This is a genomic window from Nocardia sp. CC213A (assembly GCF_030766805.1).
GTDB classification, from domain to species: domain Bacteria; phylum Actinomycetota; class Actinomycetes; order Mycobacteriales; family Mycobacteriaceae; genus Nocardia; species Nocardia otitidiscaviarum.
On the sequence record NZ_JASFXA010000013.1, the window covers coordinates 1 to 24087 of the forward strand.

The 24087-nt window shown below is 66.9% G+C and carries 32 protein-coding genes; 17 read left to right on the forward strand and 15 right to left on the reverse strand.

The genetic code is table 11. The features are described from left to right. Positions 1–10 precede the first annotated feature (10 nt). The 5 genes from QJS31_RS22740 to ychF all read left to right on the forward strand — a co-directional run bounded on the left by QJS31_RS22740 (position 11) and on the right by ychF (position 4054). Complete coding sequence (locus QJS31_RS22740) at positions 11–955, forward strand: carbohydrate ABC transporter permease (RefSeq protein ID WP_372341706.1); 945 nt, start codon at positions 11–13, stop codon at positions 953–955. 8 nt (positions 956–963) lie between these two features. After that, positions 964–1800 (forward strand): carbohydrate ABC transporter permease, encoded by an 837-nt coding sequence (locus tag QJS31_RS22745; protein ID WP_306357722.1) that lies wholly within the window; start codon positions 964–966, stop codon positions 1798–1800. Between the two features lie 50 nt (positions 1801–1850). Continuing rightward, complete coding sequence (locus tag QJS31_RS22750; RefSeq protein ID WP_282785366.1) at positions 1851–2069, forward strand: type II toxin-antitoxin system VapB family antitoxin; 219 nt, start codon at positions 1851–1853, stop codon at positions 2067–2069. Beyond that, positions 2066–2482: a PIN domain nuclease gene (locus QJS31_RS22755; protein WP_306357636.1), complete on the forward strand. Its 417-nt coding sequence runs from the start codon at positions 2066–2068 to the stop codon at positions 2480–2482. Before QJS31_RS22750 ends, QJS31_RS22755 begins: the two co-directional genes overlap by 4 nt. A gap of 492 nt (positions 2483–2974) precedes the next feature. Next, positions 2975–4054: a redox-regulated ATPase YchF gene (gene ychF, locus QJS31_RS22760; RefSeq protein WP_306357637.1), complete on the forward strand. Its 1080-nt coding sequence runs from the start codon at positions 2975–2977 to the stop codon at positions 4052–4054. A gap of 128 nt (positions 4055–4182) precedes the next feature. Here ychF and QJS31_RS22765 read toward each other — a convergent pair whose 3' ends face one another. Both QJS31_RS22765 and QJS31_RS22770 read right to left on the reverse strand, forming a co-directional pair. Further along, on the reverse strand, positions 4183–4536 hold the full coding sequence (locus QJS31_RS22765) for an HNH endonuclease (RefSeq protein WP_306357638.1): 354 nt from the start codon (positions 4534–4536) through the stop codon (positions 4183–4185). A 219-nt stretch (positions 4537–4755) separates the two neighbouring features. Further along, on the reverse strand, positions 4756–6108 hold the full coding sequence (locus tag QJS31_RS22770; RefSeq protein ID WP_282785363.1) for a hypothetical protein: 1353 nt from the start codon (positions 6106–6108) through the stop codon (positions 4756–4758). Between the two features lie 203 nt (positions 6109–6311). On the opposite strand from QJS31_RS22770, the gene QJS31_RS22775 reads away from it, so the two are divergent. The 3 genes from QJS31_RS22775 to QJS31_RS22785 are packed head-to-tail and all read left to right on the forward strand — an operon-like array spanning position 6312 to position 7319. Further along, on the forward strand, positions 6312–6581 hold the full coding sequence (locus QJS31_RS22775; RefSeq protein ID WP_282785362.1) for a hypothetical protein: 270 nt from the start codon (positions 6312–6314) through the stop codon (positions 6579–6581). 11 nt (positions 6582–6592) lie between these two features. After that, positions 6593–6871 (forward strand): hypothetical protein, encoded by a 279-nt coding sequence (locus QJS31_RS22780; protein WP_282785361.1) that lies wholly within the window; start codon positions 6593–6595, stop codon positions 6869–6871. A gap of 10 nt (positions 6872–6881) precedes the next feature. Continuing rightward, positions 6882–7319, forward strand: a complete 438-nt coding sequence (locus tag QJS31_RS22785; RefSeq protein ID WP_306357639.1) for a hypothetical protein — start codon at positions 6882–6884, stop codon at positions 7317–7319. Between the two features lie 193 nt (positions 7320–7512). Here QJS31_RS22785 and QJS31_RS22790 read toward each other — a convergent pair whose 3' ends face one another. Together QJS31_RS22790 and QJS31_RS22795 are read right to left on the reverse strand one after the other, a co-directional pair. Next, entirely contained in the window at positions 7513–8796 is a 1284-nt protein-coding gene (locus QJS31_RS22790) for a hypothetical protein (RefSeq protein ID WP_282783842.1), read from the reverse strand. Between the two features lie 406 nt (positions 8797–9202). Beyond that, on the reverse strand, positions 9203–9793 hold the full coding sequence (locus QJS31_RS22795; protein ID WP_306357640.1) for a TetR/AcrR family transcriptional regulator: 591 nt from the start codon (positions 9791–9793) through the stop codon (positions 9203–9205). A 135-nt stretch (positions 9794–9928) separates the two neighbouring features. Between QJS31_RS22795 and QJS31_RS22800 the strand changes: the two genes are divergently transcribed. Continuing rightward, positions 9929–10534 (forward strand): TetR/AcrR family transcriptional regulator, encoded by a 606-nt coding sequence (locus QJS31_RS22800; RefSeq protein ID WP_282783838.1) that lies wholly within the window; start codon positions 9929–9931, stop codon positions 10532–10534. Between the two features lie 146 nt (positions 10535–10680). Here QJS31_RS22800 and QJS31_RS22805 read toward each other — a convergent pair whose 3' ends face one another. Together QJS31_RS22805 and QJS31_RS22810 are read right to left on the reverse strand one after the other, a co-directional pair. Beyond that, positions 10681–11316, reverse strand: a complete 636-nt coding sequence (locus tag QJS31_RS22805) for a hypothetical protein (protein WP_282783836.1) — start codon at positions 11314–11316, stop codon at positions 10681–10683. Between the two features lie 166 nt (positions 11317–11482). Then, positions 11483–12040 carry a TetR/AcrR family transcriptional regulator gene (locus QJS31_RS22810; protein WP_282783835.1) on the reverse strand — a complete coding sequence of 186 codons (558 nt, stop codon included), beginning with the start codon at positions 12038–12040 and terminating at the stop codon, positions 11483–11485. Between the two features lie 101 nt (positions 12041–12141). Here QJS31_RS22810 and QJS31_RS22815 point away from each other — a divergent pair, with 101 nt between their 5' ends. Next, positions 12142–12570, forward strand: coding sequence for a hypothetical protein (locus tag QJS31_RS22815; RefSeq protein ID WP_282783833.1), 429 nt, complete (start codon positions 12142–12144; stop codon positions 12568–12570). A 105-nt stretch (positions 12571–12675) separates the two neighbouring features. On the opposite strand, the gene QJS31_RS22820 is transcribed toward QJS31_RS22815, so the two are convergent. Next, positions 12676–13095, reverse strand: coding sequence for a helix-turn-helix domain-containing protein (locus tag QJS31_RS22820; protein WP_306357641.1), 420 nt, complete (start codon positions 13093–13095; stop codon positions 12676–12678). A 102-nt stretch (positions 13096–13197) separates the two neighbouring features. On the opposite strand from QJS31_RS22820, the gene QJS31_RS22825 reads away from it, so the two are divergent. Further along, positions 13198–13590, forward strand: coding sequence for a nuclear transport factor 2 family protein (locus QJS31_RS22825; RefSeq protein WP_282783829.1), 393 nt, complete (start codon positions 13198–13200; stop codon positions 13588–13590). Positions 13591–13680: 90 nt separating this feature from the next. On the opposite strand, the gene QJS31_RS22830 is transcribed toward QJS31_RS22825, so the two are convergent. The 7 genes from QJS31_RS22830 to QJS31_RS22860 form a co-directional block, all read right to left on the reverse strand. Further along, entirely contained in the window at positions 13681–14121 is a 441-nt protein-coding gene (locus QJS31_RS22830; protein ID WP_039816997.1) for an SRPBCC domain-containing protein, read from the reverse strand. An 89-nt stretch (positions 14122–14210) separates the two neighbouring features. Then, a complete protein-coding gene (locus QJS31_RS22835; protein ID WP_282783826.1) occupies positions 14211–14624 on the reverse strand; it encodes an arsenate reductase ArsC in 414 nt (137 codons plus the stop codon). Positions 14625–14640: 16 nt separating this feature from the next. Further along, a complete protein-coding gene (locus QJS31_RS22840) occupies positions 14641–15375 on the reverse strand; it encodes an MIP/aquaporin family protein (RefSeq protein WP_282783825.1) in 735 nt (244 codons plus the stop codon). Next, a complete protein-coding gene (locus QJS31_RS22845) occupies positions 15372–15743 on the reverse strand; it encodes a helix-turn-helix transcriptional regulator (protein ID WP_282783822.1) in 372 nt (123 codons plus the stop codon). Before QJS31_RS22845 ends, QJS31_RS22840 begins: the two co-directional genes overlap by 4 nt. A gap of 243 nt (positions 15744–15986) precedes the next feature. Next, complete coding sequence (locus QJS31_RS22850) at positions 15987–16223, reverse strand: anti-sigma factor (protein WP_282783820.1); 237 nt, start codon at positions 16221–16223, stop codon at positions 15987–15989. Then, on the reverse strand, positions 16223–16888 hold the full coding sequence (locus QJS31_RS22855; protein ID WP_306357642.1) for an RNA polymerase sigma factor: 666 nt from the start codon (positions 16886–16888) through the stop codon (positions 16223–16225). The genes QJS31_RS22850 and QJS31_RS22855 overlap by 1 nt, the downstream gene beginning before the upstream one ends. Before the next feature lie 321 nt (positions 16889–17209). Then, positions 17210–17737: a DoxX family protein gene (locus tag QJS31_RS22860; RefSeq protein WP_306357643.1), complete on the reverse strand. Its 528-nt coding sequence runs from the start codon at positions 17735–17737 to the stop codon at positions 17210–17212. Between the two features lie 282 nt (positions 17738–18019). Between QJS31_RS22860 and QJS31_RS22865 the strand changes: the two genes are divergently transcribed. The 3 genes from QJS31_RS22865 (at position 18020) to QJS31_RS22875 (ending at position 20070) form a co-directional block, all read left to right on the forward strand. After that, positions 18020–18922 carry a hypothetical protein gene (locus QJS31_RS22865; protein WP_282783753.1) on the forward strand — a complete coding sequence of 301 codons (903 nt, stop codon included), beginning with the start codon at positions 18020–18022 and terminating at the stop codon, positions 18920–18922. Positions 18923–19018: 96 nt separating this feature from the next. Beyond that, complete coding sequence (locus tag QJS31_RS22870; RefSeq protein WP_306357644.1) at positions 19019–19411, forward strand: hypothetical protein; 393 nt, start codon at positions 19019–19021, stop codon at positions 19409–19411. 32 nt (positions 19412–19443) lie between these two features. After that, positions 19444–20070 (forward strand): MerR family transcriptional regulator, encoded by a 627-nt coding sequence (locus QJS31_RS22875; RefSeq protein ID WP_282783757.1) that lies wholly within the window; start codon positions 19444–19446, stop codon positions 20068–20070. An 18-nt stretch (positions 20071–20088) separates the two neighbouring features. On the opposite strand, the gene QJS31_RS22880 is transcribed toward QJS31_RS22875, so the two are convergent. After that, a complete protein-coding gene (locus tag QJS31_RS22880) occupies positions 20089–21450 on the reverse strand; it encodes a wax ester/triacylglycerol synthase domain-containing protein (protein ID WP_306357645.1) in 1362 nt (453 codons plus the stop codon). Between the two features lie 241 nt (positions 21451–21691). Between QJS31_RS22880 and QJS31_RS22885 the strand changes: the two genes are divergently transcribed. The 3 genes from QJS31_RS22885 to QJS31_RS22895 all read left to right on the forward strand — a co-directional run bounded on the left by QJS31_RS22885 (position 21692) and on the right by QJS31_RS22895 (position 24048). Beyond that, entirely contained in the window at positions 21692–22387 is a 696-nt protein-coding gene (locus QJS31_RS22885; protein ID WP_282783761.1) for a hypothetical protein, read from the forward strand. Positions 22388–22649: 262 nt separating this feature from the next. Continuing rightward, positions 22650–23327, forward strand: coding sequence for a GNAT family N-acetyltransferase (locus QJS31_RS22890; protein ID WP_029931415.1), 678 nt, complete (start codon positions 22650–22652; stop codon positions 23325–23327). Positions 23328–23517: 190 nt separating this feature from the next. Beyond that, positions 23518–24048 (forward strand): hypothetical protein, encoded by a 531-nt coding sequence (locus QJS31_RS22895; protein ID WP_282783765.1) that lies wholly within the window; start codon positions 23518–23520, stop codon positions 24046–24048. Positions 24049–24087 lie beyond the last annotated feature (39 nt).

A 24087-nucleotide genomic window follows, 5' to 3' on the forward strand; every position in this document is an offset into this window, starting at 1 on the left:
GACCGGGGTGCTGGATCGCCTGCGAGCGGAAGCGGGGCCGCCACGGCAGGAGCGCCCCTCCACGCCGCGCTCGGCGCTGGCCAGGCGGCGGGCGCGCGCGGGCGTGGCGTTCGTGGCTCCGAATGTGGCGGCGGTCGCCGTGTTCCTGCTGTTCCCGCTGGGCTTCTCGCTGTACCTGAGCTTCCACTCCTGGGATCTGTTCTCTCCGCCGCGATTCGTCGGAACGGGGAACTACCGGCGGTTGTTCGCCGATGATCCGCTGTTCTATATCGCGCTGCGGAACACGGCGGTGTTCACGCTGCTCACCCTGCTGCCCACGGTGGTGATCAGTCTGGCCGTGGCCGGGCTGCTCAATCGGACGCTGCCCGGTATCGGCCTGTTCCGCACGCTGGCGTTCCTGCCGCTGGTGGCCTCCACGGTCGCCATGGCCGTGGTGTTCCGGTTCCTCTTCGCCACCGAGGACGGGCTGGTGAACCTCGGGCTCGGGTGGATGGGGCTGGGGCCGGTGCCGTGGCTGACCGATCCGGACTGGGCGCTGGTGTCGCTGAGCATCGTGACCGTGTGGAAGAGCGTGCCGTTCGCCACGGTGATCCTGCTCGCCGCCATGCAGGGCGTGCCCGAAAACCTGTACGAGGCAGCGCGAATCGACGGCGCGGGACCGCTGCGGCGCTTCCGGTCCATCACCCTGCCGCTCATCCGGGGCGCGCTGTCGTTCGTCTTCGTCATCACGGTCATCAACACCGTGCAGGCCTTCGATCAGGCGTACGCTCTCACCGGCGGCAACGGCGGTCCGGAGACCGGCACCTACGTGCTCGGAATCATGCTGTTCCAGAACGCTTTCCGCTTCTACGAGATCGGCTACGCCGCCGCGCTGGCCTGGGTGGTCTTCGCGATGCTGCTGGTGCTCACGATCGTGCAGCTGCGGCTGGCCCGCCGCGGCGAGGGGGAGCGGTGAGCGCGCGGGTGGGCGGCAATATTCGGCGGCGAATCGCCGGGGGCGCGCTCGCCTATCTGGCGCTCGTCGGTGTCGGCTGGTGCGCGCTGGCCCCCATTCTCTGGGCGCTCTCGGCGTCACTGAAATCCGATGGCGGCGTGACCGATCCGTCCCCGCTGCCCGCGCATCCGCAGTGGTCCAACTACGCCGAGGTCTTCGAACTCATTCCGTTGGGCCGCATGCTCCTCAACACCGCCGTCTACGCCGCCTGCGTCACCGCCGGGCAGGTGTTCTTCTGCTCGCTCGCCGGATACGCCTTCGCCCGCCTGCGGTTCCCCGGCCGCGATGTCCTGTTCGTCTGCTACCTGGCCACGCTGATGGTGCCGCTCACCGTCACCGTCATCCCGCAGTTCATTCTCATGCGCTTCCTCGGCTGGGTGGACACCCCCTGGTCCATGATCGTCCCCGGCCTGTTCGGCAGCGCCTTCGGCACCTATCTCATGCGCCAGTTCTTCGCCACCCTCCCCGGCGAACTGGAGGAGGCCGCCATCCTCGACGGCTGCACCCCCTGGCAGATCTACTGGCGTGTCCTGCTCCCGCACACCCGCCCCGCCCTCATGGTGCTGGCCGTCCTCACCTGGATCACCGTCTGGAACGACTTCCTCTGGCCCCTGATCATGATCCAACGCAACGACTACGCCACCGCCACCCTCGGCCTGGTCCGCCTCCAGGGCCAGTACCACACCCACTGGCCCCTGCTCATGTCCGCCGCCGTCGTCATCCTGCTGCCCCTGATCGCCGTCTACGCCGTGGCCCAGCGTGCCTTCATCCGGGGTATCGCCCTCTCCGGCCTCGGCGGCCGTTGATACCATGGACGTCTAACTTGGATGTACTGGATATCCGAAGGAGACAGGTCATGGGTGCATCGAAGACTCCGATCGAGATCGACGAAGAGGCGCTGGCCATCGCCGCGGAGGTGCTGGGGACCAAGACCAAGAAGGACACCGTCAACGCCGCACTACGTGAGGTCGGCCAGCGGCTGGTCCGGATCAGGGCGCTGGCCCGCCTAGGCGACATGGCCGATCGGGGCGACTTCGATGAATTCCTCGACGACAAGGCGGCATACCGGCGGTGAGCACAGCCCTGTACCTCATCGATACATCCGGACTCTTCCGGATCTTGCAGGACAAGTTGCGACAGGCATGGGTGGACCAGTTGACCGCGGGCGTGATCGCCACCTGTCCGATTGTCGAGCTCGAATTCCTGTACTCGGCTCGCTCACTGGCCGACCGACTCGAGAAGCGCCGTCTACTGCGTGACCTGTTCGCCTGGGTCCCGATGTACGAGCGTGGATACGAACGTGCCGCTGACATACAGCAGCTGATGACGGAACAAGGCACGCATCGCTCGGCGGGGGCCGTGGATCTGCTGGTGGCGGCGACCGCCGAGCATCACAGACTAACGATCCTGTGCGACGACCGCGACTTCGCCACGGTCGCGCGGATAACCGGGCAGCCGGTGGCCTTCGTAGGTGATATCCGGGGCTGAGCCGCCTTGGAGCTGACCATCCTGCCGAGTTCATCGATTGGCTGTGAACGGAGGTGCCGGAGCACCACCGCGAGAATCGGTGTGCAGGCCCTTTGCGTAGGCCAGCGCGAGGTGTACCGAGACGACCGGCCGATCGGTAGGCGTACGCCAGGTTGCGGCGGGCGATGAGAGTGTTCGGATGTTCCGTTCCACAAGTGTGCTCGGTATCCGCCGGAACGGTGAGCGACAGCTGTCCGGCGGCTGCGGCGTTCGCCAACTGCCTGTTCAATGCGTCGAGCGCGTCGCCAAGCGGTACAGGTTTCGAATACGCCATCACGGCACCCCCTCGAATCGTTGGCGGCGGCCGGTTCGCGGTCTCGCCTCGTATCGGGTGGTATCGGCGGGCACCGACGAAAACGGCCCTCGGCCGCCCCGGTCCGCCCGCCCCGGCCCGCCCGGCTCAGCCCGCCCGGCTCGGTTCCCGATGGTGTGCGCGGGTAGAATCTGCTCTCCGTGAGTCTCACCCTCGGAATCGTCGGCCTGCCCAATGTCGGAAAGTCGACGCTGTTCAATGCGCTGACCCGCAATGACGTGCTCGCGGCGAACTATCCGTTCGCCACCATCGAGCCGAATGTCGGCGTGGTCCCGCTGCCCGACCCGAGGCTCGACAAGCTCGCCGAGATCTTCGGCTCCGAGCGCATCGTGCCCGCCACCGTGTCCTTCGTCGATATCGCGGGCATCGTGAAGGGCGCGTCCGAGGGCGCGGGCCTGGGCAACAAGTTCCTGGCCAATATTCGCGAGGCCGACGCCATCTGCCAGGTGGTGCGCGTATTCGCCGACGATGACGTGGTGCATGTGGACGGCAAGGTCGATCCGCTGTCCGATATCGAGGTCATCGAGACCGAGCTCATCCTCGCCGACCTGCAGACCCTGGAGAAGGCGGTGGTGCGCCTCGACAAGGAAGCCAAGGTCAAGAAGGACCGCAAGCCGGTCGCCGACGCCGCCAAGCAGGCCCAGGAGTTCCTCAACGCGGGCAAGACCCTCTTCTCCGTCCGGGACAAGATCGACGGCGAACTCCTGAAGGAACTGTCCCTGCTCACCACCAAGCCGTTCCTCTACGTCTTCAACGCCGACGAATCGGTGCTCACCGACGAGGCCCGCAAGGCCGAACTGAAGGCCGCCGTCGCCCCCGCCGACGCGGTGTTCCTGGACGCCAAGGTCGAGGCCGAGCTCCTCGAACTCGACCCCGAATCCGCCCTGGAACTCCTCGAATCCATCGGCCAAACCGAACCCGGCCTGCACGCCCTGGCCCGCGCCGGCTTCCACACCCTCGGCCTCCAGACCTACCTCACCGCCGGCCCCAAGGAAGCCCGAGCCTGGACCATCCACCAGGGCGACACCGCCCCCAAGGCCGCCGGCGTCATCCACACCGACTTCGAACGCGGCTTCATCAAGGCCGAAATCGTCGCCTTCGCCGACCTGGTCGCGGCGGGCTCCATGGCGGCCGCCAAGTCCGCGGGCAAGGTGCGGATGGAGGGTAAGGACTACGTGATGGCGGATGGGGACGTGGTGGAGTTCCGGTTCAACGTCTGAACGTAGGGGCTACAAGGCGATCGGCAGTCGACGCACATTGAATGCCGTGGCTCGGAGCGAGGCCCGTTGAGCGAGTTCGAGATCCCAGGGTGACTGGGGCACTGCGGCGACCACGGTTGGTGGCTGTGTCACTGGGCGAAGCGGGCGATGAGTTCGGTCGAGATCTCGTAGTGGCGTAGGAGAAACGAGCGTTCGTCGAGCTTCTTGCGTCGCAGCCAACCGGTCACCTCCGCGTTGCACTTGCTGGCATTGCACGACCCGCACGCGGGCACGACGTTACCGAGGGTGTAGCGGCCGCCGCGTGAAATGGCCTGCACACAGTCCTTCTGTAGCGGGGTGGCGTGGGCGCCGCAGTACGCGCACCCGCCCCAGCAGGTCTCGAGCGCGTCCCACTGCGCGTCGGTGAGGTCGTGGACGACGCGTGCCATCCGCCGCTTGCGCTTGCGCGCGGCTCGAACCTGTCTGCTACCGCCGGACGGCATAGGTGCTGAGACTACGCGCCGCGGTGGCCGATCGGTCGGAAGCCGGGGTGTGCTGCGGTCATCGAGTGGGTCGAACGGGTGTGGTGAGCGGGTCCGGGCCTGTAAGACGTTGGTGCACATGCGTGAGCAGTCGGCGGCGGTCATGGTGGTCGCACCGGACAGCCAGCCTTCGATGATCCGATCTGACGCCACCGGTTCGCCTCGGGGCCTGAGCGCTTCTCAGACGATCTGAAGCTGTGCTAGCTGGTTATCGAGCCTGCGGGCGGCAGTTGAACCGGGAGCGCGGATATGAACCAGGTTTCGGGCATCGAGTAGCTGGCTGGACAGTCGCGCTGATCCGTTGTCGACGTCGACCTCCGCGCCTGTCAAGATCGACTCGATTCCAGCATCCAATTGCCCGGCATCGACATAGATCGTGCCGAGCAGGATATGCGAGGCGGCACGGTCTCGAACCGCCTGAAGTCTCAGCGACTCCCTAGCCGCGTCGATAGCGGCTGGCAAGTCGCCGATCTGGCGAAGCGCCTTCGCCCGCATCCGAGCGATGTGCCCCGGCGTGCAGAAGTACGCGAGAGATTCATCGGGCGTCCGTGTAGCGCTCACATCGAAACTGTCCGCGCGAGCCAGAGCCGCTCGTGCATCACCGTGATACTCAGGTCCGGACTTCGCCAATGCCAAAGCCGAAATACCCGCTGCGTGAGCCTGTAGATGCGGATCGCCGGAGCGAGCAGCACGGAACTCTGCGGCGGCGGCCTGGTCGGCAGCCTCGATCGGCTTGCCAACTTCCTCGGTCATACCCGACCACTCAGCGAGAGCCATAGCGCTTGCTGCGTAGTCGCGAGCCTCGTCGGCCACGTCGCGAGCCTTCTCGAAATGATCTTCGGCCGACTCCTTACGGCCGAGGTCGAACAGTTGCCATCCCGCAGACGTACTCGCCTTGCTTCGCAACGACATAAGGCGCGACGCGAGCGGCCCCTTATAGCCCCTGAGTAAGGCTTCGGTGATGTCGACCTGTGTCAATGTGGTTCGAATAGCCGCCTGCGGGCCGAGCAAGTCGTCCTGCAACCGCGCGGCGTTCAGGATGGCCTGAACATTGTCCAGGACCGCCCCGTCCACCCGGTTCGGGGAAGCCGCAGCGCGGATGGTTCTTTCCAGCTCATCGGCGTTCAGTGCTGCCACGATCGCTGGCGACGACGCCGTGAGTACGGCGATAGCCCTCAAAAGCTCTCGACGCTGCACCTCGTCAACCTCCTCGCCTCCCCACCCCAAGAGTAGGTCAGCATGAACACTCGTACCAGTTTGCGACGGTTTCGCGGTCGCAGCGCGGGGGTTGTGGAGCCCCAGCTCAGTCGCGGTGACACCGAAGGCCTTTTCGAGCGCCAAGCGGTAGCCCTTCGTAGGCCACATCAGCGTCCCCCGGGCGATTTGTCGGATCTTGTCGGCGTCGTAGCAGCCCTCTTTGCCGGTGATCTCTTCGTAAGCGGCGTTCACCATCGCCGCTACATCGGTCCGCCTCCAGCCTCGTTCCTCCATCAGCCGATCGAATCGGAGGTTCTCCCTTGACTGTTCGCTCATCGGATGCCCTTCCCCACATCTACTCAGAAGGTATCGCGAATCGACACCCCGCGACTTCGTTCGCCTGAACTTGGGGGCCGAAGTTGCGGTTCCGAGACCGCCCCTTGGCGACCAGGCTCGATTTCGCACCCGCCGCCGGGATGAACACCGCGCCGAACGTCCCCGGTGGCGAGTGCTTCCAAGCATTCGCATGAGGGGGTGCCGTGAGTAACGACGAGCCACCAACCTTGCCGCAACGAGCGGTTATGCACGTCGGGTTCGGAAGCGGCCCAGAGCATCTCGCAGTCAGCTACACCGCGCCCGCCGACGTTATCGCGCGGTTCGCCACTGCCTTGCGCCAGTGGAATCCGGACTACCGGATCGAGGTCGAGGACATCGAATCCGGCAGCAACCTGCCGCCTGAACTGCCGACCTGGCGCTTGTTCGCCTGGGACGAGTCGGGCGAGCTGGAATCAAGAGGAACATCTACATAGAAGGAATTACCATGCTACACAACATGATTCGCGTGCTTGTGTGTGCTGCCTCCGTATTCGCGTCCGTCGCACTGAGCACCGGCTCAGCTGCCGCCGTCACGCCGCAGCAGTGTGAGCAGGAGAGCGACGGCGTGGTGCGGTGGGTGCTCAATCCGGACGACCCCACGAAAGCGGTGTGCACGTGCCGGGGCGGCTTCTACGACGGCCAGGATGTGTTCGGATCTCACGTCATCATCGTTGCCGGTGCCCCGATGGCGATAACTTGCACCGGCCTCGAGATTGATGCCTAGGGTTGCCGCTATGACTGGCGAACACGACGAATGCCGGGTAACGATCGATGGGGTAGCTCCTGCCCTGGTGGTGCTGTTCCGAACCGCCGCTCGTATCGCCGCCGAGCATGGGCGCAGCTGGGTAGGCGTGGAGGACATGTTCGCGGCGGTTGTCGCCCACGACGAGGAACACGGCCACCCTCCGGTCTGGTGGCCCCGCGTCGGCAAACCGCGCATCACCCGAGGATGGAAAGGCGGCGTCGGACTCGACGCCGGAGGCCGCATGTTGACGCCCGAGCTGCAAGGCGAGACAGCCGCCCTGACCTACCCCGAGTTCCGAAAGTGCGTGGACGAGTGGGTACCTGGGCCGTCCCCGGCCGGGGTCGGCCCCGACAGGCCCGCAGCGGTCACGTACGAGATCAGTGGCCCGAACGCTGATGAGTTCCGAGCGATGATCGAACGGTCCTGATCCCCTGGAGGAAGTAAACCCTCGGACGAGGGCGAGGGAGGTTTGTGGGTCCAATTGTGGACTCGGTGAGATGCAGTCACTGGGGCTCGAATGGTCGGTTCGAATCGGGTGGTCAACGCGGACGAGACGAATTCGATCTCGGTAGTAGAGGCTAAGGAGGAAGGGGCCGAACGGACTAGAAGTCGTGGACGAGTCAGGCAGTCAGCCAGTCGCGTCGAAATCGTTCGCGATCCGGAACTGGGCTGTTCGACCATACCCAACCAGTCACTCCGATTGCCATCGCCATCGTGTGCTCGGACAGATTGGAAACGGCAGTGAGTAGGTCATCGAAAGTGTGGGTCTCCACTATCGGTGGCCCGCCGCCATGAAGGTGTCTTATCCGAACGACTTCGCCTTGAACGTGATAGTCGTAGTGCGCGGAGGCGTTCCGGATGATCGGGCGTACATTCTCAGCCAACTCGGGACACTCAACAGCTAAGTCGGCTCGCACCTTGCTGAACGGAGCTGTTCCGGCCGTCGCAGGGCTGAGAGCAGTGAGAGAGCCGCGCGCCACTTTCAGTGCGTCCAACACAACGTTTCCGTACGCCCGATACGGGCCTTCTACTATCTTTGCTCCGACATCCAGCAGGTCGTCGACCCACCCTGGTCGCAATCGATCGTCGGCTTCCAGGAGTTGAGTCAGCCGCTGGTGCTGGACGATTAGCCTTCGCCAAGCTGCCGAGCACGTCGCCAACATGAAGTCGAAGTCATCGATCCAATGAGCATTCGTGGCAGCCGCGGCGTCGAACGCGGACCGGACTGCTACAGCGCGACGCTCACGGCGTTGTTGATCGTGCATCCCCCTGGCGACTGTCACGAGCGGAATTAGCGGCCGGAGCATCACCGGGTCTCGCTTAGCAACGGCGGCCATTTCGGGGAAAACCGATATCAGTGAGGATCCGCTCGTGCTGGCAATCTCGTCGATCTTGAGCGGTGTCATCAGGCCGGCAGCCTGAACGATAACGTCGCATGCGGAGTTCAGCATCTCTTGACCATTGCGCATCCGTTCGCGGGCGACCTCCACGGTCGGGGCGGTCAACGTGGTGAAGAATCCGACCGTCGCTGAGCTGAAGAGCAGCACGCCAGTAGTCAACGCGCGATGTGTTGCGAGCAAGGTTGGGGGGGATGGAGTTGATTTCAGTTCTACTGCGAGGTCGAGCATCTCATTTGTCAGCGCCAGTAAATTCGACCAAGCAGTCACCGTGTGGGGTGCGGCGGGGTCATCGAAGTCGCCTTCTCCCATATGCAGCGGAAGTCGATCTGCCCACACCATAGTGGTTTCGAACGATGTCACGAGCCACCGCCGGAAGTCATCGGCGGTCATACGGGCACCGCTGTCGGAGAATTCCAGGTTCTGTACAAACTCGAGTCGTTCCTGCTGCCAGACCAGATCGGCGCCGAAATGTTGTGCGCGGGCCTCTGCCTGCCTATCGACCAACTCGAGTTCGGTACCGCACTTCGAGCACTGATCTGTAGCGCTGTCGGCGCCCCCCTACGACCTGCCCACAGCTCTCGCATCCGAAAACCGTGAAGCTTATACGAAACCCTGTGGTAGTTTTGGGCTTTTCGCCAGGTATCAGCTCGGTTGAGCCGCAGATTGCGCAACTGCTCAGGATATCGGTGGTGAGCTCAGCGCCACACGCTGTGCAGAGTTGCATTCGGCGGGCCTCCGTGGCGTTCTGCTACTTCGATGGGCGGCCAGATCAGATCGAACGCTCTGGGCGTCCCTGTGTCGTTCGCAATCAAGCCATACTGGGGTTGTTGTAGTCAAACATGATTCGGCCCTGTGGCTTCGGCACGCTAGACCTTCGTATGAGCGCGGCCGTAATGGGCTATGGGACGCCCTAGGCGAATCCGTGCAGAACGGCGTCGACCACGGCGTCGGCGAAGGCGTCGTCGAGGGTGGGCGAATGGAGGAGCCAGCGGTGAGTGAGGGGGGCGTAGAGCATGTCGATGAGGAGGGGGAGGTCGGCGTCGTGGCGGAGTTGGCCGGCGTGTTGGGCGCTGCGCAAGCGGGTGAGGATCGCTTCTTGGGTGGGTTGTTGGAGTTTCTCTCGGTAGGTAGCGGCGAGGGCGGGGTCGGCGATGACCTCGATCATCACGGCGCGGATCGGGGCGCTGAACGCGGGATCGGCGAATTCGGCTGTGGTGGCGCGCAATACCGCTTTCAGGTCCGCGGCCAAGTCGCCGGAATCCGGGAATTCGATCCCGGTGCCGTCCGGGTGTTCACTCACCGCGAGCAAGGAGTCGAGCACCACCGCGCCCTTGGAATCCCACCAGCGGTAGATGGTCTGCTTGCCGACCCCGGCGCGGGCGGCGATCGACTCGATGGTCAGCTTCGGGTACGGGACCTCGCCGAGCAGGGCGCGGGTGGCGTCGAGGATGGCGATGCGCGAACTCTCGCGGCGACGGGTGGGGGCGGGGTGGGTGGCCATGGGATCCATTTTAACAAGACGGCACGTCTCGTATTGGCTCGTTGGGATGCCGTGGGGCGCACTCCCACCATTTCGCCTCCGCACCGGGCCGATCGGCTGCCGGAGGCCGGTCGAGCCAATGGTTGGATGGGCAATGTGAGTACAGCCGGAACCAAGGGCGTCCCGCGCGCGGAACGGGAGCAGTCGATTCTCGATGCCGCCGTGGCCGAGATCGGGCGCGTCGGCTACGCGGGGCTCTCGCCGGTGGAGGTCGCGCAGCGTGCCGGTATCTCCAAGCCGCTGGTCTACACCTATTTCCAGTCCAAGGACAAGCTGTACATTGCCTGCGTGCGCCGTGCCGCCGCGATCCTGTCGGAGGCGATCGAGGGCGCTATCACCGCGGGCAGCGATCCGGCGATGGCGCAGCGCACCCTCGACGCGCTGTTCGTCGCACTGGAGCCGCGCCCGCACGACTGGACGGTCCTGTTCGACAGATCGCATCCCGAGACCGGCCCGGCCGCCGACGCCGTCCGGACCGCGCGTCGCGAGATCGCCGCCCAGGCCGCCCGTGGGGTCGCCGCTGCACTGCGTGCGACCGATCTCACCGATCCGATGGATCTGTCCGCGCTCACCGACGTCTGGATGGGGACGGTGACCTCACTCGTGCTGTGGTGGCAGCGCCACCCCGAGCAGACCGCCGCCCAGATGAGCGCCCGCAGTCGCCGCCTCATCGGGGCACTCGTCACCGCGGCCACCGGCTGACATCGACCATCCGTACAGCGCTTCGGCGGAAGCGGGAACTCCACGCTTGGCCGAGTGCGGCCACGCCCACCGTGTCGGCCGCAAGGGCCGTCGGGGGAAGAGCGGGCCGCGTCGTCGAGGGCGACCGGAGGGTCGCCTGCCGCGAATCAGTGACAGATACCCGCGAAGCACTGCACGTAATACTGTGCTCCGGTCGACTGGTCCGATGCCGGGATGGACTCACCGATCTTGCCGCCGATCGCACCGCCGAGCAGTGTCGCGCCGATAACGACGAAGGGTAGGGCGAGCAGGCCGACTCCGAAGGTGGCGATCGTGATGATCAGCATGGCCAGATTGCCCAGAGCAGCGCCGGCGAACGCGCCCAGAGCGATACCGATGTAAGTGTTCATCTCGCGCGGACTGGGGTTCTGTACCCAGTATCCGATGGGCGTCGCCGTCAGTACGGTGCCTGTCGGGTCGATGACCGGATCCACCATTACCTCGCGGTCATTCAACATGGCGCGTAACGGAACCTGGTCGACCACCGACCCCACCGTGTCCAGCACCGAGACACCATCCGCCGTGAGCGCGAAGGTTCCGCCCTCCAGCGTGGTTTCGACGGTTCCGTTGTCGCGCTTCACCATGGTGAATTCCACTCCGTGATCGGTCCCGGAGACCGTATCGGGACCGGTGACTCGCACCACGTCACCTTGTGGAGTGAAATCCGGTGTGCCATGGGCGGTTCCGCTCGTGACAACCACCGCTGCAATCGCCAGCAGCGTAGTCGCCGCGAGCTTCCTCATTCTCATTGAATGTTCCTCCCCGGCGCAGTTCTCGCGCCGGGGTCACGGTAGCAGTGGAGTGGCCGACTGGTTCTCCAATTAGGCATGCGTGCAATGGAACTCGTACAGCAGAGGCTGGAGGCGAACAGCGCGGTGTAGTGCCTGCCCGGCGCGGCCAGCGGGTTCGTCAGTGGGGGAGCGGCGCCGCGGCCAGGGCTGCCCGTGCGGCCCGGTCGAACGGGGTGGTGTCGCCGGTGGCGCGGCAGAGGATCTGGGCGCCTTCGAGCATCGTGATCAGGAGTTGGGACAGGTCGGCGGCGTCGGACGCGGGCATGCCCGCGGCGGTGAGGGCGGTGGTGAGCTGGTCGGCCCACGCGGTGAAAGTCGTTGCGGCGAGACGGCACAGGTCGTCGGTGTCGGCGGGTGTGGTGACGGCCGCGACGGCGCAGCCGCGGCCGTGGGTGGCGTCGGCGATCACCGGGCGGGCGAAGGTGAGGAAGGATTCGACCACGGCGCGGGGGGTGGGGCCGGAGAGTTCGGCGAGGCGGTCGGTGACCTCCCGGCCGTGCAGGCGGGCGGCCTCGGCGACCAGTTCGGATTTGCCGCCCGGGAAGTGGTGGTAGATCGCGCCACGGGCGGCGCCGCTGTCGGCGAGCACCTCGGTGAAGGACATGCCCGAAAGCCCGTGGCGGCGTAGGGCGTCCACGGCGGCATCGATCATGCGAGCCCGGGTGGGTTTGGTCATGGGCGGCGACTCCTCGGCTTGACTAGTACGGCCATACTAGTGCACGATGCATTCGCTAGTACGTGCGTACTAGAGATGGTCTATACAGACAGGATTCATCCGTGCCTTTCACCGTCATCGCACCCCGCGGCGTCCTCACCGAGGCTGGCGAGAAGGAACTCGTGCCCGAACTCGTCCAAGCCCTGATCGACTTCAGCGGGTTGGCCGGGAACGCCTTCTTCGCGCCGGTGGTCGGCGGCCACCTGCACCTTCTCGCACCCGAACATGTCCATACCGGGGGCGTGAACCGACCCGTACTGCTGATCGAACTGAAGCTGCCCGGAATCGGTCTGCCCACGGTGGCCGACCGAGCCGCGTTCATCGCCACGGCGACCGAGATCGCCGCCCGCCATACCGTGCCGGACCATCCCGTGGCCGACATCTGGATCAATATCGGCTACGCCGCCGCGGGCGGGTGGGGTATCGGCGGGGTCTCCTACACCGACGAGGCGCTCGTCTCCGCCATCACCGCCGCGAGCTCCGCGTCCTGAACGACCGCGACAGTCCGTGCCATCCGTCCGCGGTGGGTGACACGGATTGTTCCGACATGAAAGAGGTTGCGTGACAACGACTCTCGTTGGTCGTTCGATCGAGGCTCAGGCCGCCGCGGTCTCGCGGGTGATGTCGGCGCGGATGTCGGCGATATAGGCGTCCGGGTCGGTGCGGATGCGGTCGATGACGGATTGCAGTGGGGCGGAATCGGATTCGTGGCGCATGCTCCACAGCGCCATGTCGAAGAGCACGGGCAGTACGTCCACGGCCTTCTCGGTGGGGAGGTAGTGGACCTGATTGCGCCGGCCGGTGCCGCGGCGGCGCACCATATCCGCCGCCTCGAGGCGCTTGAGGCGGTCGGTGAGGATGTTGGTGGAGATGCGCTCGTCCGATTCCAGGAATTCGGCGGGTCGTCGCTTGCCGAGCAGCAGCATGTCGCGCAGCAGCAGCAGGGTCCAGGGGTCGCCGAAGAGCTCCAGGAAGAGGTTCATCGGGCAGGTCGATTTCCGGTCGCCGCGCTTCATGTCGTCAGTCTAGGCGTTAACTATTGCATCATGCAATTGTTGACGTTAGAGTCGTCGCTGCGGCGGCCGCTCGGCGCCGCATCCAGCGAGCGAGGAATCCCCATGCAGCAGGACGTAATTCGCACCATCGCCGCCATGACCGAAGCCTTCCAGCGCGGCGATGTCGACGCGGTGCTGAGCCACTACACCGAGGACGCCGCCGTGGCGTTCGAACCGGGCAAACCGGTATCCGGCGACGCCGCCCTGCGGGCCGGTTTCGAAGCCTTCGCCGCTGTCACGCCCGTCTTCCACTACGACCGCGGCCACGATGTCATGATCAGCGGTGATGTCGCCGTCCATATCGCGCCCTGGACCATGACCGGCACCGCCCCCGACGGCACCGCCATCACCGAACGGGGCTTGTCCGTGGCGACACTGCGCCGCCAACCCGACACCACCTGGAAGATCGCCGTCGACAACCCCTACGGAGACCATTTGCTCACCGTCACGGACTAGCGGTCCGCACCCGGCTCACGCCGGTCGGGTTCGATCATGCGGGGCAGCCTTCCGCCATCGGCTGCCGACGACAGCGCCGATCCGTGCACGTCACCGATCGAGGAGTTCGCGCAAGCGGGACAGGGTGCCCTTCCAGCCGCGCTCCATGGCGTTGCGGGCCATCTTCTGGCGGCGGTCCTCGATGTCGAAGCCGGTTTGGGTGAGGAGGAGGCGGGTGCCGCGGCCCTGGGGGTGAATGGTCCAGTCGACTATCCAGCGGGCGGGGTAGTCGGCTCGGAGGTCGATCCAGCGGAAGGTCAGTCGGGTGGCGGGTTCGGCGGTCAGGACCTCGCAGGCGATCTCGCCGGGTGGGCGGGTGGGTAGGGAGAAGATGAAGTGGGTGCCGACGGCGGGGGCGAAGCCGACCGAACGCAGCAGCCACTGCTCCAGAAGATCCGGATCGGTCAGCGCGTGCCAGACCGTGTCCGGCGGTTGTGGGAAGAAACTGCCGATCTCGACGGCAGCGGGGTTCAGCTCCGGATCGGACATCATCGACGAATCACCTCAACGCACCCAGCCATGCCACCACCTTTCCATGGGTGGCGGCGGGCTTCAGGTATTCGAGGCGGGTGCGTGCCGGGTCACGCGTGCGGTGCGATGCCGAGCTCGTCCAGCAGGCCCCGCACCCGCCGTTCGATCTCGTCTCGGATGCCGCGCACGGCGTCGACACCCTGCCCGGCCGGATCGTCCAACTTCCAGTCCAGGTACCGCTTACCCGGGAAGTAGGGGCAGGTGTCGCCGCAGCCCATGGTGATCACCACGTCGGAATCCTGGACGGCGTCGGCGGTGAGGATCTTGGGGGTCGCCGCGGAGATGTCGATGCCGAGTTCGCGCATGGCGGCCACGGCGGCCGGATTGACCTGGTCGGCGGGTGCGGATCCGGCGGAGCGGACCTCTACGCGGTCCCCGGCGAGGTGGGCCAGGAAGGCGGCGGCCATCTGCGAGCGCCCGGCGTTGTGGACGCAGACGAAAAGCACACTGGGAGTAGTGGTCATTGGTGGATGGCGTCTTTCAGCGTAGCGGGCGGTCGTCGTCGGCATGCGGGACGACGACATTGTCGGCGGTGTCCGGCGTGTCCGGGTACAGGGTCACGATGAGCGCCAAACCCAGTGCGCCACCGATGATCTGGGCGGATATGAAGGCGGGCGCCGACGCGGGTGCGATACCGGCGAAGGTGTCGGAGAAGATCCGGCCGACCGTCACTGCCGGATTGGCGAACGAGGTGGAACTGGTGAACCAGTACGCCGCGCCGATATAGCTGCCGACCGCGGCGGCCGACAGCGCGGCGCGCCCGGAGCGGGCCAGCGCGAAGATCACCGCGATCAGCCCGGCGGTGGCGACCACCTCACCGACCAAATGTCCGGTGGTGACACGATCGCGACCGGAGATCTGCAGTGGGGACAGGTCGAACATGATGTTCGCCAGCACCGCTCCGAGCGCGCCGCCGATGAGCTGCGCGCCGATGTAGGCGGGCAGCTCGGTGGTGCTCAGACCGGTGCCCCGGCGTCGGCCCGCCAGCCAATCGGCCGCCGACACCACGGGGTTGAAATGCGCGCCGGACACCGGGCCGAAGATGAGGATCAGCACCGCGAGGCCGAAGACCGTGGCGGTGGAGTTCTCCAGCAGTTGCAGGCCCACATCCTCCGGCGACAACTGCTGAGCGGCGATGCCGGAGCCGACGACGACGCACACCAGCAGCGCCGTCCCGACGAACTCGGCCAGCAGCCGCCGGGCCAGCGTGCTCATCGCGCCGCCTCCGTGCCGCCTCCGAGTAGCTGCGAAAGCTGGTGCAGTGCCGCGGGTTCGACGCGGTAGTACACCCAGGAACCCCGCCGCTCACTGCTGAGCAGCCCGGCCGCGCGCAACACCTTCAGGTGATGGGAGATGGTGGGCTGACTGACATCGAAGCCCTCCGACAGATCGCAGACGCAGGCTTCCTGGCCGGTGTGGCTGGCCACCACGCTCAACAGCCGCAACCGCACCGGATCCGACAGCGCCTTGAACACCGCGGCCAGTTCGGTGGCCGCCGCGGTGGTCAGCGGTTGGCGAGCCAGGGAGGTGACCTCGCACCCGGGCGGGCCCGCCTCGAGCAGCGGCAACTCTCGATTAGACACACATCGATATTGATGGTTGTCGAATCAGCGGGCAAGCAAACATCCGGTGAACATGCGGTGGGTCAGGGAGCGGTGGCGGCCATGGTCTCTGCGCGGCATCAGCCGGTTGGGTTGATCGCGAAGCTGATGCAAGTGTCGGAATCGTATGCGCGACAAGGTACCTACGATTGCAGCCCTGGCCCACGACATCGTCGAACAGTCACGGTCTCAGTTTGCGCGCTGCGGGCGAGTTCGATGAAGCGCTCAGTAGGATTGGGAACGGAACTCTGCCAGCAGCGCTTTCTTCATCTCATTGGACAGGCCGGGAGAGGGCTGGTGGTTCAGCGCGTTGATGGTGTGGCGCAGTTGGTCGAGATAACGGTCGCACCCGTCGCAATCCTGCAGATGGGCGAGGAACCGTCGCTCTTCTTCCGCACTCAGGGCGCCTTCGAGAAAGTCGGTGACCTGTTCGATAATTTCGATGCAGTGAATCTTCTCCATCAGGGCACCTTCCTGTCCATTCGCCGGTGGGTGTTCTCGGCCGAGGCGAAGTACTCCTCCAGTCGTCCTCGGACGAAAGCACGCGCACGATGCAGTAATACTCGCTCGTTGGCCGCGGAGATCTCGAGTATCTCGCGGACCTCATGCGACCCGTAGCCGAGCACATCGCGCAGGTTGATCACCATGCGTTGTCGAACAGGCAGAAGTTCGAGCGCTTCGGCTATCACCGCGCGCACCTCGTCGTCGAGCAAGGCCTGCTCCGGTGAGGGCCACGGTGTCGGCGGCGACCACCAGTGACCTGCGTACGACTCTCCCTCGGGTCGAAACAACGCGGAGTCGACCGTGGGTCCGGTGTCTGTTGCCAACGAGCTCATCGGAACACTACGAGCTTCCTGGAGACCACGGCGTTTGGCCGTGTTGACCAAGACGCGGTATACCCAAGTCTGCAAGGAGGAGCGACCTTCGAATTTGTCGATGCCGCGGATGACGGCGATCCAGGTTTCCTGCACCACCTCGCAGGCCGACTCGTGGGTCGAGACGTAACTTCTGGCTACCTGGATCATCCCACCTGACCATTTGTCCAAGACGAGCTCGAACGTGGCCGCATCACCGTTCCGCAAGCCGGCGAGCAGGCCGGCTTCCTCTATGGCGTTCGATTTCGACATCCGTGTCTCCAGGTGTGCGAGACGATAGGGCTGCCGGGCTTCGCTCGCTGGCGATCAGATCCATGTATGTCGCCCCGCGTTCGCGGGCGTGATCGAGAATCGAAGTACAGCCGCTGCGACCGCCGGATCACCGACGAGTAGGACACTGGTGTCTCCGCCCGCGATCAACGTCGACATCGGCCCGCCATGTCGGATCAGGGGCGGGATCATTGTATTCCCGGTTGAAATCCACCAGCAGCTGGGCGGCGGCGGCCATGTTCTTCGCCTCGGCAGGTACCAGGCGCACCAACGTGTCGCTCGGGTCGGCTACACCGGAATGGTTCATCGCTTGCCCCGCACTGTCGCGGCCACACGGGAGTCCAATGACGCCCAGCCTGCTCCGGTCCAGGTCAGAGCCAGTGCGACGAGCAGCATTGCCGGCGCGACGCCGAGGTGAAAGTAGCCGCCCTCTTGTATCCCGGCGGTGCAGATCGCGCCCACCATGGTGACTGCGAGCCCGGCAGCGGCCAGACGGGCACCGAGGCCGAGGACGAGCAGCGCCCCACAGCCCAACTCGAGCACGCCGACCAGAATGACGATCAGGGCCGAATCCGGGAAGCCCCACTCCACGAACGCGGCCGCTTCTTCCTCGTAGTAACTCGAGAACGGAAACTTCGAGGTGGAGGCGAGGATGAAGAACGCGCCGACCACGATTCGCACGATCGCGACTGTGACCGCCCAGCGTCCGGACACCCGGCTTTCCAGCATGCGGAGCGCCCAGGCCTGGTCGGCATCGCCGCCGCCGCGCGGGCCGGAGCCCGCCGCGGCGGTGGCTGCTTCTGCGGACGTGGGCAACGGGGGGTGGTACATGGAGTCTCCTTCCCAGCGGATAGCTTCAGAAGGCTCAGTGTCAGCAGAGCCGGCAACTGTTACATCGACATCCGACGAACACATCCGGCTTCCGAGCCACCGGCAGCATCACCGCTCACCCGCCCAAGATCAACCCGCTTCTCCGGTGGCGATGACAGCATCAACCTTCCTGGACGCGGCACAGCGGGCCCGAACCGATCGAGCGTATTTCGGGTCGGTTGACGAGACTGCGAAAAATACTCGGCTGTAGCGTTTTTCGGGAATTCCTGTCAGCGTGGGGCGATGGATGCCGGACAGCTGACGAGACAGATTTCGTATATCGGGTCGGGGCCGTACTGCTACGCGAACGGACTCGCCATGGTGATGGGGGAGGCGGCTCTCGGTACGGCGGTGATCGAGACCGTGACCGGGAGTCCGTTCGGAATGCAGGTGGGGGACGGGGTCGCGTTCTTCGATCCGGGTGGATGGAATCCGGAGATCGGCGTGGCGGAGGCGCTGGCGGCGTTGGGGTGGCGAGCCACGGTGACCAGCGGGGACGATCCCGTGGGGCGGCTCGGAGCGGCGCTGTGCGGCGGGCCGGTGTTCATCGGTCCGGTCGAGATGGGGTATCTGCGGTACCAGCCGGAGATGCGCGGGCCGATCGGGGCTGATCACTTCCTGGTCGTCGTCGACATGGACGAGGACGGGGTCACCGCGCACGACCCGCAGGGATATCCGTACGCGCGCATCGGGATGTCGGACTTCCTCTCCGCGTGGCGCGCGGATTCGGTCGACTACGGCCAGCCGTACACCATGTACACCGAGTTCGAGCGGACCCGCGTGGTGAGTGCGGACGAGGCGGTCGCCGCCTGTCTGCCGCGGGCGCGGGAACGTTTGGCGGGCAACGGCAGTTCGGACGCGGCGCGGAGGCTGGCGGCGATGCTGGCGGATGGGTGCCCGCCGGGGTTGCGGGCGCATCTGACCGCGTTCGCCGTCCGGGTGGGCGCGCGCCGGACCGCGGATGCGGCGGATTGCCTGCGCCGGATCGGATACGGCGGGGCGGCGGCGGCCATGGTCGAGCAGGCGCGGCTCATCGGATCCCTACAGCATCTGCTGGTGTCGGAGCGGGATCGGGCGGCCGCCGAGGTGGTCGGCGAACTCGGGTCGACGTATGAGCGACTGCGTGCGGCCCTGCGTCAACGCTGAGTAGGCGCAGGCTCGGGGCGGACCATTGCCTCCAGCAAAGCGGATAGTGTAGCTTTCTATTATAGAAAGTTTAGCTATCCATATTGGAGGCTTGCCATGCTCAGGTGGCTGTTGACCATTGCTGCGATCTATCTGGCCGTCATCGGGTCGGCGCTGGTGCTCGTGCCGGTGCAATTCGGGGTGGAGGCCGTGCCCGCGGACGCGTCGCCGGAACTGGTGGCGCTGTTGCGGCTGTTGGGTGGGCCGTTCCTCGGGATCGCGGTCCTGAACTGGCTTTCGCGCGGCGCGCCGGCGTCGCCGCTGCGCAATGCCGTGGTGCTGGCCAATGCGGTCGGGTTCGGGGTGGTGGCGGCCAATGATGTGTGGGGGGTGTTCAGTGGGGAGGCGCGCGAGCTCGCCAAGGTGTTCCTCGTCGTGCATCTGGGCTTCGCGATCGCCTTCGCGGTGGCCTGGGTGCGGGGGCGGCGGGCGGTCCCGGTCGGGGCGTGAACGGAATACCGAACGAGAGGAGTGGCGGCGGGATGCGGATGGCGGAGTTGAGCCGGGAGTCCGGGGTGGCGATCGCGACCATCAAGTACTACCAGCGGGAGGGGCTGCTTCCGCCCGGTGAACTCACCAGCCCCAATCAGGCCCGCTACGGCGCGGCGCATGTCCGTCGGCTCAAACTCGTTCGCGCACTGCTGGAAATCGGCGGGCTGACCGTCGCGGCGGCGCGCGAGGTGCTCTCCGCCATCGAGGAGCCCAGGGTGTCGACCCACGACATTCTCGGTGTGGCCCAGCACGGCCTGCCCGCACCGCGCACCGAGGTCGCCGAGGCGGACCGGGAGTGGGCGGCGGGCCGGATCGAGCGGATCTGCGCCGAACGCGGGTGGACGCCGCCGCCCGGCTCCGCACTGGTCGAAGCACTGATCGGGGTGCTGTGCACCTTCCGCGAGGTCGGGCACGAGTGGGTGCTCGACGCACTGTCCGACTACGCCGCGGCCGCCGACCGGGTCGCCGCCGCCGATATCGACGGCGTCGCCCGGCTGGGAGCCACCGAGGCCATAGTCGAAGGCGCGATCGTCGGAACCGTGCTTGGCGATGCCCTGCTGGCCACGCTGCGCCGGGTCGCGCACGCGGAGATCTCGCGCAAACGCTTCGGCGGCTGAACGATCCGCACGCCAGCGCTAGTCCTCCGGGACCGCCGCGCCGAGCGCGGTGACGGCCCGGAAGCCGGCGGCCAGGCATTCGGTCAGCAGGTCCGGGTCAGTGACCGCCGCCGCATCGGAATTGATACCCACGCAACAGGTTTCGACATGCGAGACCAGTGTGACGTTCAAGGCGGTGCCGGTGGTGGGTCCGAAAGCGTAGATTCGCTGCACCTCGGCCCCGGACACATACAGCGGCACCGGCGAACCCGGCACGTCCGAGGCGATGAAGTCGACATGCTTGAACATATCGGTGAGCAGCCCGACCGGTAGCCGGTTGAAGGTGGCCGCGACGGCATTGGACAGCGGTACGGCCGGTTCGTGCCGCCACCCCTCGACCACGCCGTCCAGGGCATGCATGAGATCGTCGGGCGCGGTGATATCGGCGGGAACGACGAAGCGGGCCAAGGAGATCCGATTGCCGCCGATCGGATCACCCGGATGGCGCAGGCTGATCGGCATGGCCACCCGCAGCCGCGCCACCGTCGCCCCCCGACGCTCGTGATAGGTGCGCAGCCCGATCAGCACCGCGGCGAGGAAGGCGTCGTTCACCGTGCATCCGGTGCGATGGGCGGCGCGGTGCAGCGTCGGCAGCGGCACATCGAGTACGGTCAACCGCCGCACCAGGCTCCGCTCGGTCATGAGCGGGGACAGCGTGGTGGTGACCGGCCGGGCCAGCCGCAGCAGTGAACGCGCCAGCGTGACCCCGTCACGGACCGCCCCGACCGGATTCGTCACCGTCCGCCGCGCGGCCGAGACCGCCGTCGCGACCCCGTCGCGCACCAACTCGGTGCCGGTGGCCCAGTTCCACGTGATGATGTCGCCCACCGCGCCGTTCCCGTCCACCTCCGCGCTTTCCGCGAGCTCCGGCCGAGGTGTGCCCTCCCTCGCGAAATCCAGTATCTCCCCGGCGATCTGGATGCCGCCGACGCCGTCGGTCAGGCTGTGGTGCACCTTCAGCACGAGCGCGCAGCGCCCGTCGGCCAGCCCGCTCAGCACGGTGAACTGCCACAGCGGCCGGGCCGGATCGAAGGCGGCCATCGCCTCGGTGCGCGCGAACTCGAGCACCGCCGACAGATCCCCGGGCGCGGGCGCGGCCAGGCGGCGCACATGCCAGGACAGATCGAAGTCCGGATCGGGGAGCCAGCGCGGGGGCGTCAGCCGCAGCGGGGCCGCCACCAGCCGGTGCCGGAAGCGGGGTACCGCGTGGCTGGCGCGATCGATCATGTGCCGCAACCGATCCCGGTCCGGTTCGGAGTCGAGCAGCAGCAGCGTGACGATCGTCGAGCGCAGTGCTGGATCCTGCTCCATGCTCCACGTGAAGAGGTCCGACTGTGTCATATGGGATTCGTGCGCGTCCATTGCCCGTCACCGTCTCGTCGCCTGCCCTGGTCGTCCGCGTCGCCGCCGGAAACCGACCACCACCCATACTGTGACGCCGATCACCGCCGACCGGGAGAGGCGAAGGTCCCCGCGCGGACGTCGGTCGTAACGGACCCGTGGATTCCCGTGTCGGAACCCGAACCCGGGCACGGCGGTCCGTACGCTCGGGCGTTGCCGACGACGAAAGGGGACGCCCGCCATGTTCGAGCGCACAGTGCAGAAGTCCATCGAGTTGCTCCTGCGCGGCGGCACCGGGGTGCAGGCACCGCTGGCGGCCAGGTACGTGGACCGGCTGCGGCGCAAGCACCCGAGCCGGTCACCCGAGGACATCGCGCGGGGGCTGGAGACGCGCTACCTGGTGCTGGTCACCGCCAGCGGTACGGTCGCGGGCCTGAGCGCGGCGGTCCCCGGCGTGGGCACCCTGATCGGCCTGGCGGTGAGCGGCGTCGAGTCGGTGTTCTTCCTGGAGGCGTCGGCGCTGTACGCGGCCTCGGTGGGCGCGGTGCACGGCATCGGTGCACTGCCGCCCACACAGCGTCGCGCCATGGTGGTGAGCGTCGTGCTCGGCGAGACCGGCACCGCGGTGATGGGCCGCAACGCCAGCCAGTCGGCGCGGGATTGGGCCGCCGTGGTGGCCGACCGGCTGCCGGTGGTGCGGAATATCGACAACGCGCTGGTGAAACGCTTCGTCGTGCAGTTCATCGTCAAGCGGGGTGTGCTGGTGTTCGGGCGGGCGCTGCCCGCGGGCATCGGCGCGGTGATCGGCGCGGTCGGCAACCGAGCGCTCGGCAAAACGGTGATCGCCAACGCGCGCAGCACCTTCGGCCCGCCGCCCCGCACCTGGGACGACGCCGCGTCCGGGACCGTCGCCGCGGGGACGTCCGCGCTGGGCTGACCGCCGCCGGGTTGACCGGCGCTGGGCCGACCGCCGTCGGGCTGACCGCCGTCGGGCTGACCGCCGCCGGGCTGACCGCCGCCGGGCGGGCCCCGAAATTCGTGTGTCGCCTGCCGTCCCGTGCGCAGGTGTTCCGTTATCGTTCACCTCACTGATTCACGCTGCTACTGGCGCGCCAGGGCTGGTTCGTCCTATCCGGAGCGGGTAGCCGGTGCGGCACCGCCCGACGCGACCCCCGACCGCTTCGAAAGATCGAGGGAACGTGCCTGTACCGGTCATTCTCGACGGCCGCGTCGTGCGGCTGGAACCCCTTGCGCCGCAGCATGCTCCGGGGATCGCGGAGGCGGCGGCGGACAATCGCGACGACTTCGCCTTCACCCCCGTTCCGCACGGGGTGGACGAGGCCATCGACTACATCGCCCAGGCGGTCGCCGGGCACGCCGCGGGCACCTCGTTGGCCTTCGCCATCGTCGCGGCGGGCACCGGGCGGGTGCTCGGGTCCACCCGATTCACCAGATTCGACTACTGGCAGGGGCCGGTGGTGTGGCCGCTGGTGCACGGGCTGCCGCCGGGCGATCCGCTGCTGGCCATCCCGGACGCCGCCGAGATCGGCAATACCTGGCTCGCGCCGGACGCACGGGGAGCCGGGATCAACCTGGAGTCCAAACTGCTGCTGCTCGCGCACGCCTTCGAGGTGTGGCGGGTACGCCGCATCGCCCTGCGCGCGGATATGCGGAATCTACGGTCCCGCATGGCCATCGAGCGGCTCGGCGCGACCAGCGACGGGGTGCGGCGGGCGCATTCGCGCGGGCTGGACGGCGAGGTGCGCAGTACGGCGTTCTACTCCATCCTGGACGAGGAGTGGCCGCTGGTACGGGCCACCATCGAGCGGCAGTTGGCGAGCCCGCCCGCGACCCGGCGCGGATTGATCGACGCCTGACGAACGCCCGCGGCAGGTCATGCGACTCGACTATAATTCGCTGGTGTGCTCCGGTCGCGCTGCCGGGTGGTCTGCTGACCGCCTCCGGGTCCGCGGCGAGATATCGAATACCAGCTGACTGCACCACCCCGGGCCCGCCGCCCCGGGCGCGGACCGCACCGCGGGTTCCGCACAATCGAGGGAGAAGCGCATGCCCGATCCCATGACCACCAAAGTCTGCCTGGCCGACGGAGTCTCCGGCGCACCCGTGCTGAGCCTGTTCCTCGTCCCCGAACCCCGGGTGCCCGGCGGCAGCATGCTGCACCTGCTCGAACAGGACCCGTTGACCGGGCGGTCGGTGCGCCGTCCGGCCGCCGGACTGCTCGACCGGCTCGAGACCGAGGCTCCCGGCCGCCGCGCCGTCCGGGTGCGCTTCCTGGCCTTCGCGGCGGGCACCCCGGACCCGGCGCGCACGCACGCCATCCTGCACGACCACTTCATCGCCGACGCCCCGCCCATCGGACTCGACGCCACCGATCCCGATGAGCTGACTCGACTGGAGCTGCTGCCCGAGCACCGGCTCGGCGCCCGTCGCATCGACGACTTCCACGCGCACGCGGTGCGACGGGCGATGCTCGCGGTCTACCGCCACTTCGAGGTGGACCGGCGGATACCGCTGGTGTACCACGGCTACGCCGACCCGGTCGACGGCTGGTTCGAGAGCCCGGCCGCGCGGGCCTGATATACCGGCACGGCTCCGGGTCGACGGTTCGGCAAGCCC

What these genes read in the sequence shown, in the direction of transcription:
- QJS31_RS22865 (WP_282783753.1), top strand. Translation starts at nt 18,020, where the DNA reads ATGGATGCCGGACAGCTGACGAGACAGATTTCGTATATCGGGTCGGGG.
- QJS31_RS22870 (WP_306357644.1), top strand. Translation starts at nt 19,019, where the DNA reads ATGCTCAGGTGGCTGTTGACCATTGCTGCGATCTATCTGGCCGTCATC.
- QJS31_RS22885 (WP_282783761.1), top strand. Translation starts at nt 21,692, where the DNA reads ATGTTCGAGCGCACAGTGCAGAAGTCCATCGAGTTGCTCCTGCGCGGC.
- QJS31_RS22795 (WP_306357640.1), bottom strand. Translation starts at nt 9,793, where the DNA reads ATGGCCACCCACCCCGCCCCCACCCGTCGCCGCGAGAGTTCGCGCATC.
- QJS31_RS22825 (WP_282783829.1), top strand. Translation starts at nt 13,198, where the DNA reads ATGCAGCAGGACGTAATTCGCACCATCGCCGCCATGACCGAAGCCTTC.
- QJS31_RS22805 (WP_282783836.1), bottom strand. Translation starts at nt 11,316, where the DNA reads ATGAGGAAGCTCGCGGCGACTACGCTGCTGGCGATTGCAGCGGTGGTT.
- QJS31_RS22785 (WP_306357639.1), top strand. Translation starts at nt 6,882, where the DNA reads ATGACTGGCGAACACGACGAATGCCGGGTAACGATCGATGGGGTAGCT.
- QJS31_RS22875 (WP_282783757.1), top strand. Translation starts at nt 19,444, where the DNA reads ATGCGGATGGCGGAGTTGAGCCGGGAGTCCGGGGTGGCGATCGCGACC.
- QJS31_RS22835 (WP_282783826.1), bottom strand. Translation starts at nt 14,624, where the DNA reads ATGACCACTACTCCCAGTGTGCTTTTCGTCTGCGTCCACAACGCCGGG.
- QJS31_RS22780 (WP_282785361.1), top strand. Translation starts at nt 6,593, where the DNA reads ATGCTACACAACATGATTCGCGTGCTTGTGTGTGCTGCCTCCGTATTC.
- QJS31_RS22850 (WP_282783820.1), bottom strand. Translation starts at nt 16,223, where the DNA reads ATGGAGAAGATTCACTGCATCGAAATTATCGAACAGGTCACCGACTTT.
- QJS31_RS22860 (WP_306357643.1), bottom strand. Translation starts at nt 17,737, where the DNA reads ATGTACCACCCCCCGTTGCCCACGTCCGCAGAAGCAGCCACCGCCGCG.
- QJS31_RS22820 (WP_306357641.1), bottom strand. Translation starts at nt 13,095, where the DNA reads ATGAAGCGCGGCGACCGGAAATCGACCTGCCCGATGAACCTCTTCCTG.
- QJS31_RS22770 (WP_282785363.1), bottom strand. Translation starts at nt 6,108, where the DNA reads ATGAGCGAACAGTCAAGGGAGAACCTCCGATTCGATCGGCTGATGGAG.
- QJS31_RS22750 (WP_282785366.1), top strand. Translation starts at nt 1,851, where the DNA reads ATGGGTGCATCGAAGACTCCGATCGAGATCGACGAAGAGGCGCTGGCC.
- QJS31_RS22840 (WP_282783825.1), bottom strand. Translation starts at nt 15,375, where the DNA reads ATGAGCACGCTGGCCCGGCGGCTGCTGGCCGAGTTCGTCGGGACGGCG.
- QJS31_RS22810 (WP_282783835.1), bottom strand. Translation starts at nt 12,040, where the DNA reads ATGACCAAACCCACCCGGGCTCGCATGATCGATGCCGCCGTGGACGCC.
- QJS31_RS22880 (WP_306357645.1), bottom strand. Translation starts at nt 21,450, where the DNA reads ATGACACAGTCGGACCTCTTCACGTGGAGCATGGAGCAGGATCCAGCA.
- QJS31_RS22895 (WP_282783765.1), top strand. Translation starts at nt 23,518, where the DNA reads ATGCCCGATCCCATGACCACCAAAGTCTGCCTGGCCGACGGAGTCTCC.
- QJS31_RS22830 (WP_039816997.1), bottom strand. Translation starts at nt 14,121, where the DNA reads ATGATGTCCGATCCGGAGCTGAACCCCGCTGCCGTCGAGATCGGCAGT.
- QJS31_RS22765 (WP_306357638.1), bottom strand. Translation starts at nt 4,536, where the DNA reads ATGCCGTCCGGCGGTAGCAGACAGGTTCGAGCCGCGCGCAAGCGCAAG.
- QJS31_RS22855 (WP_306357642.1), bottom strand. Translation starts at nt 16,888, where the DNA reads ATGTCGAAATCGAACGCCATAGAGGAAGCCGGCCTGCTCGCCGGCTTG.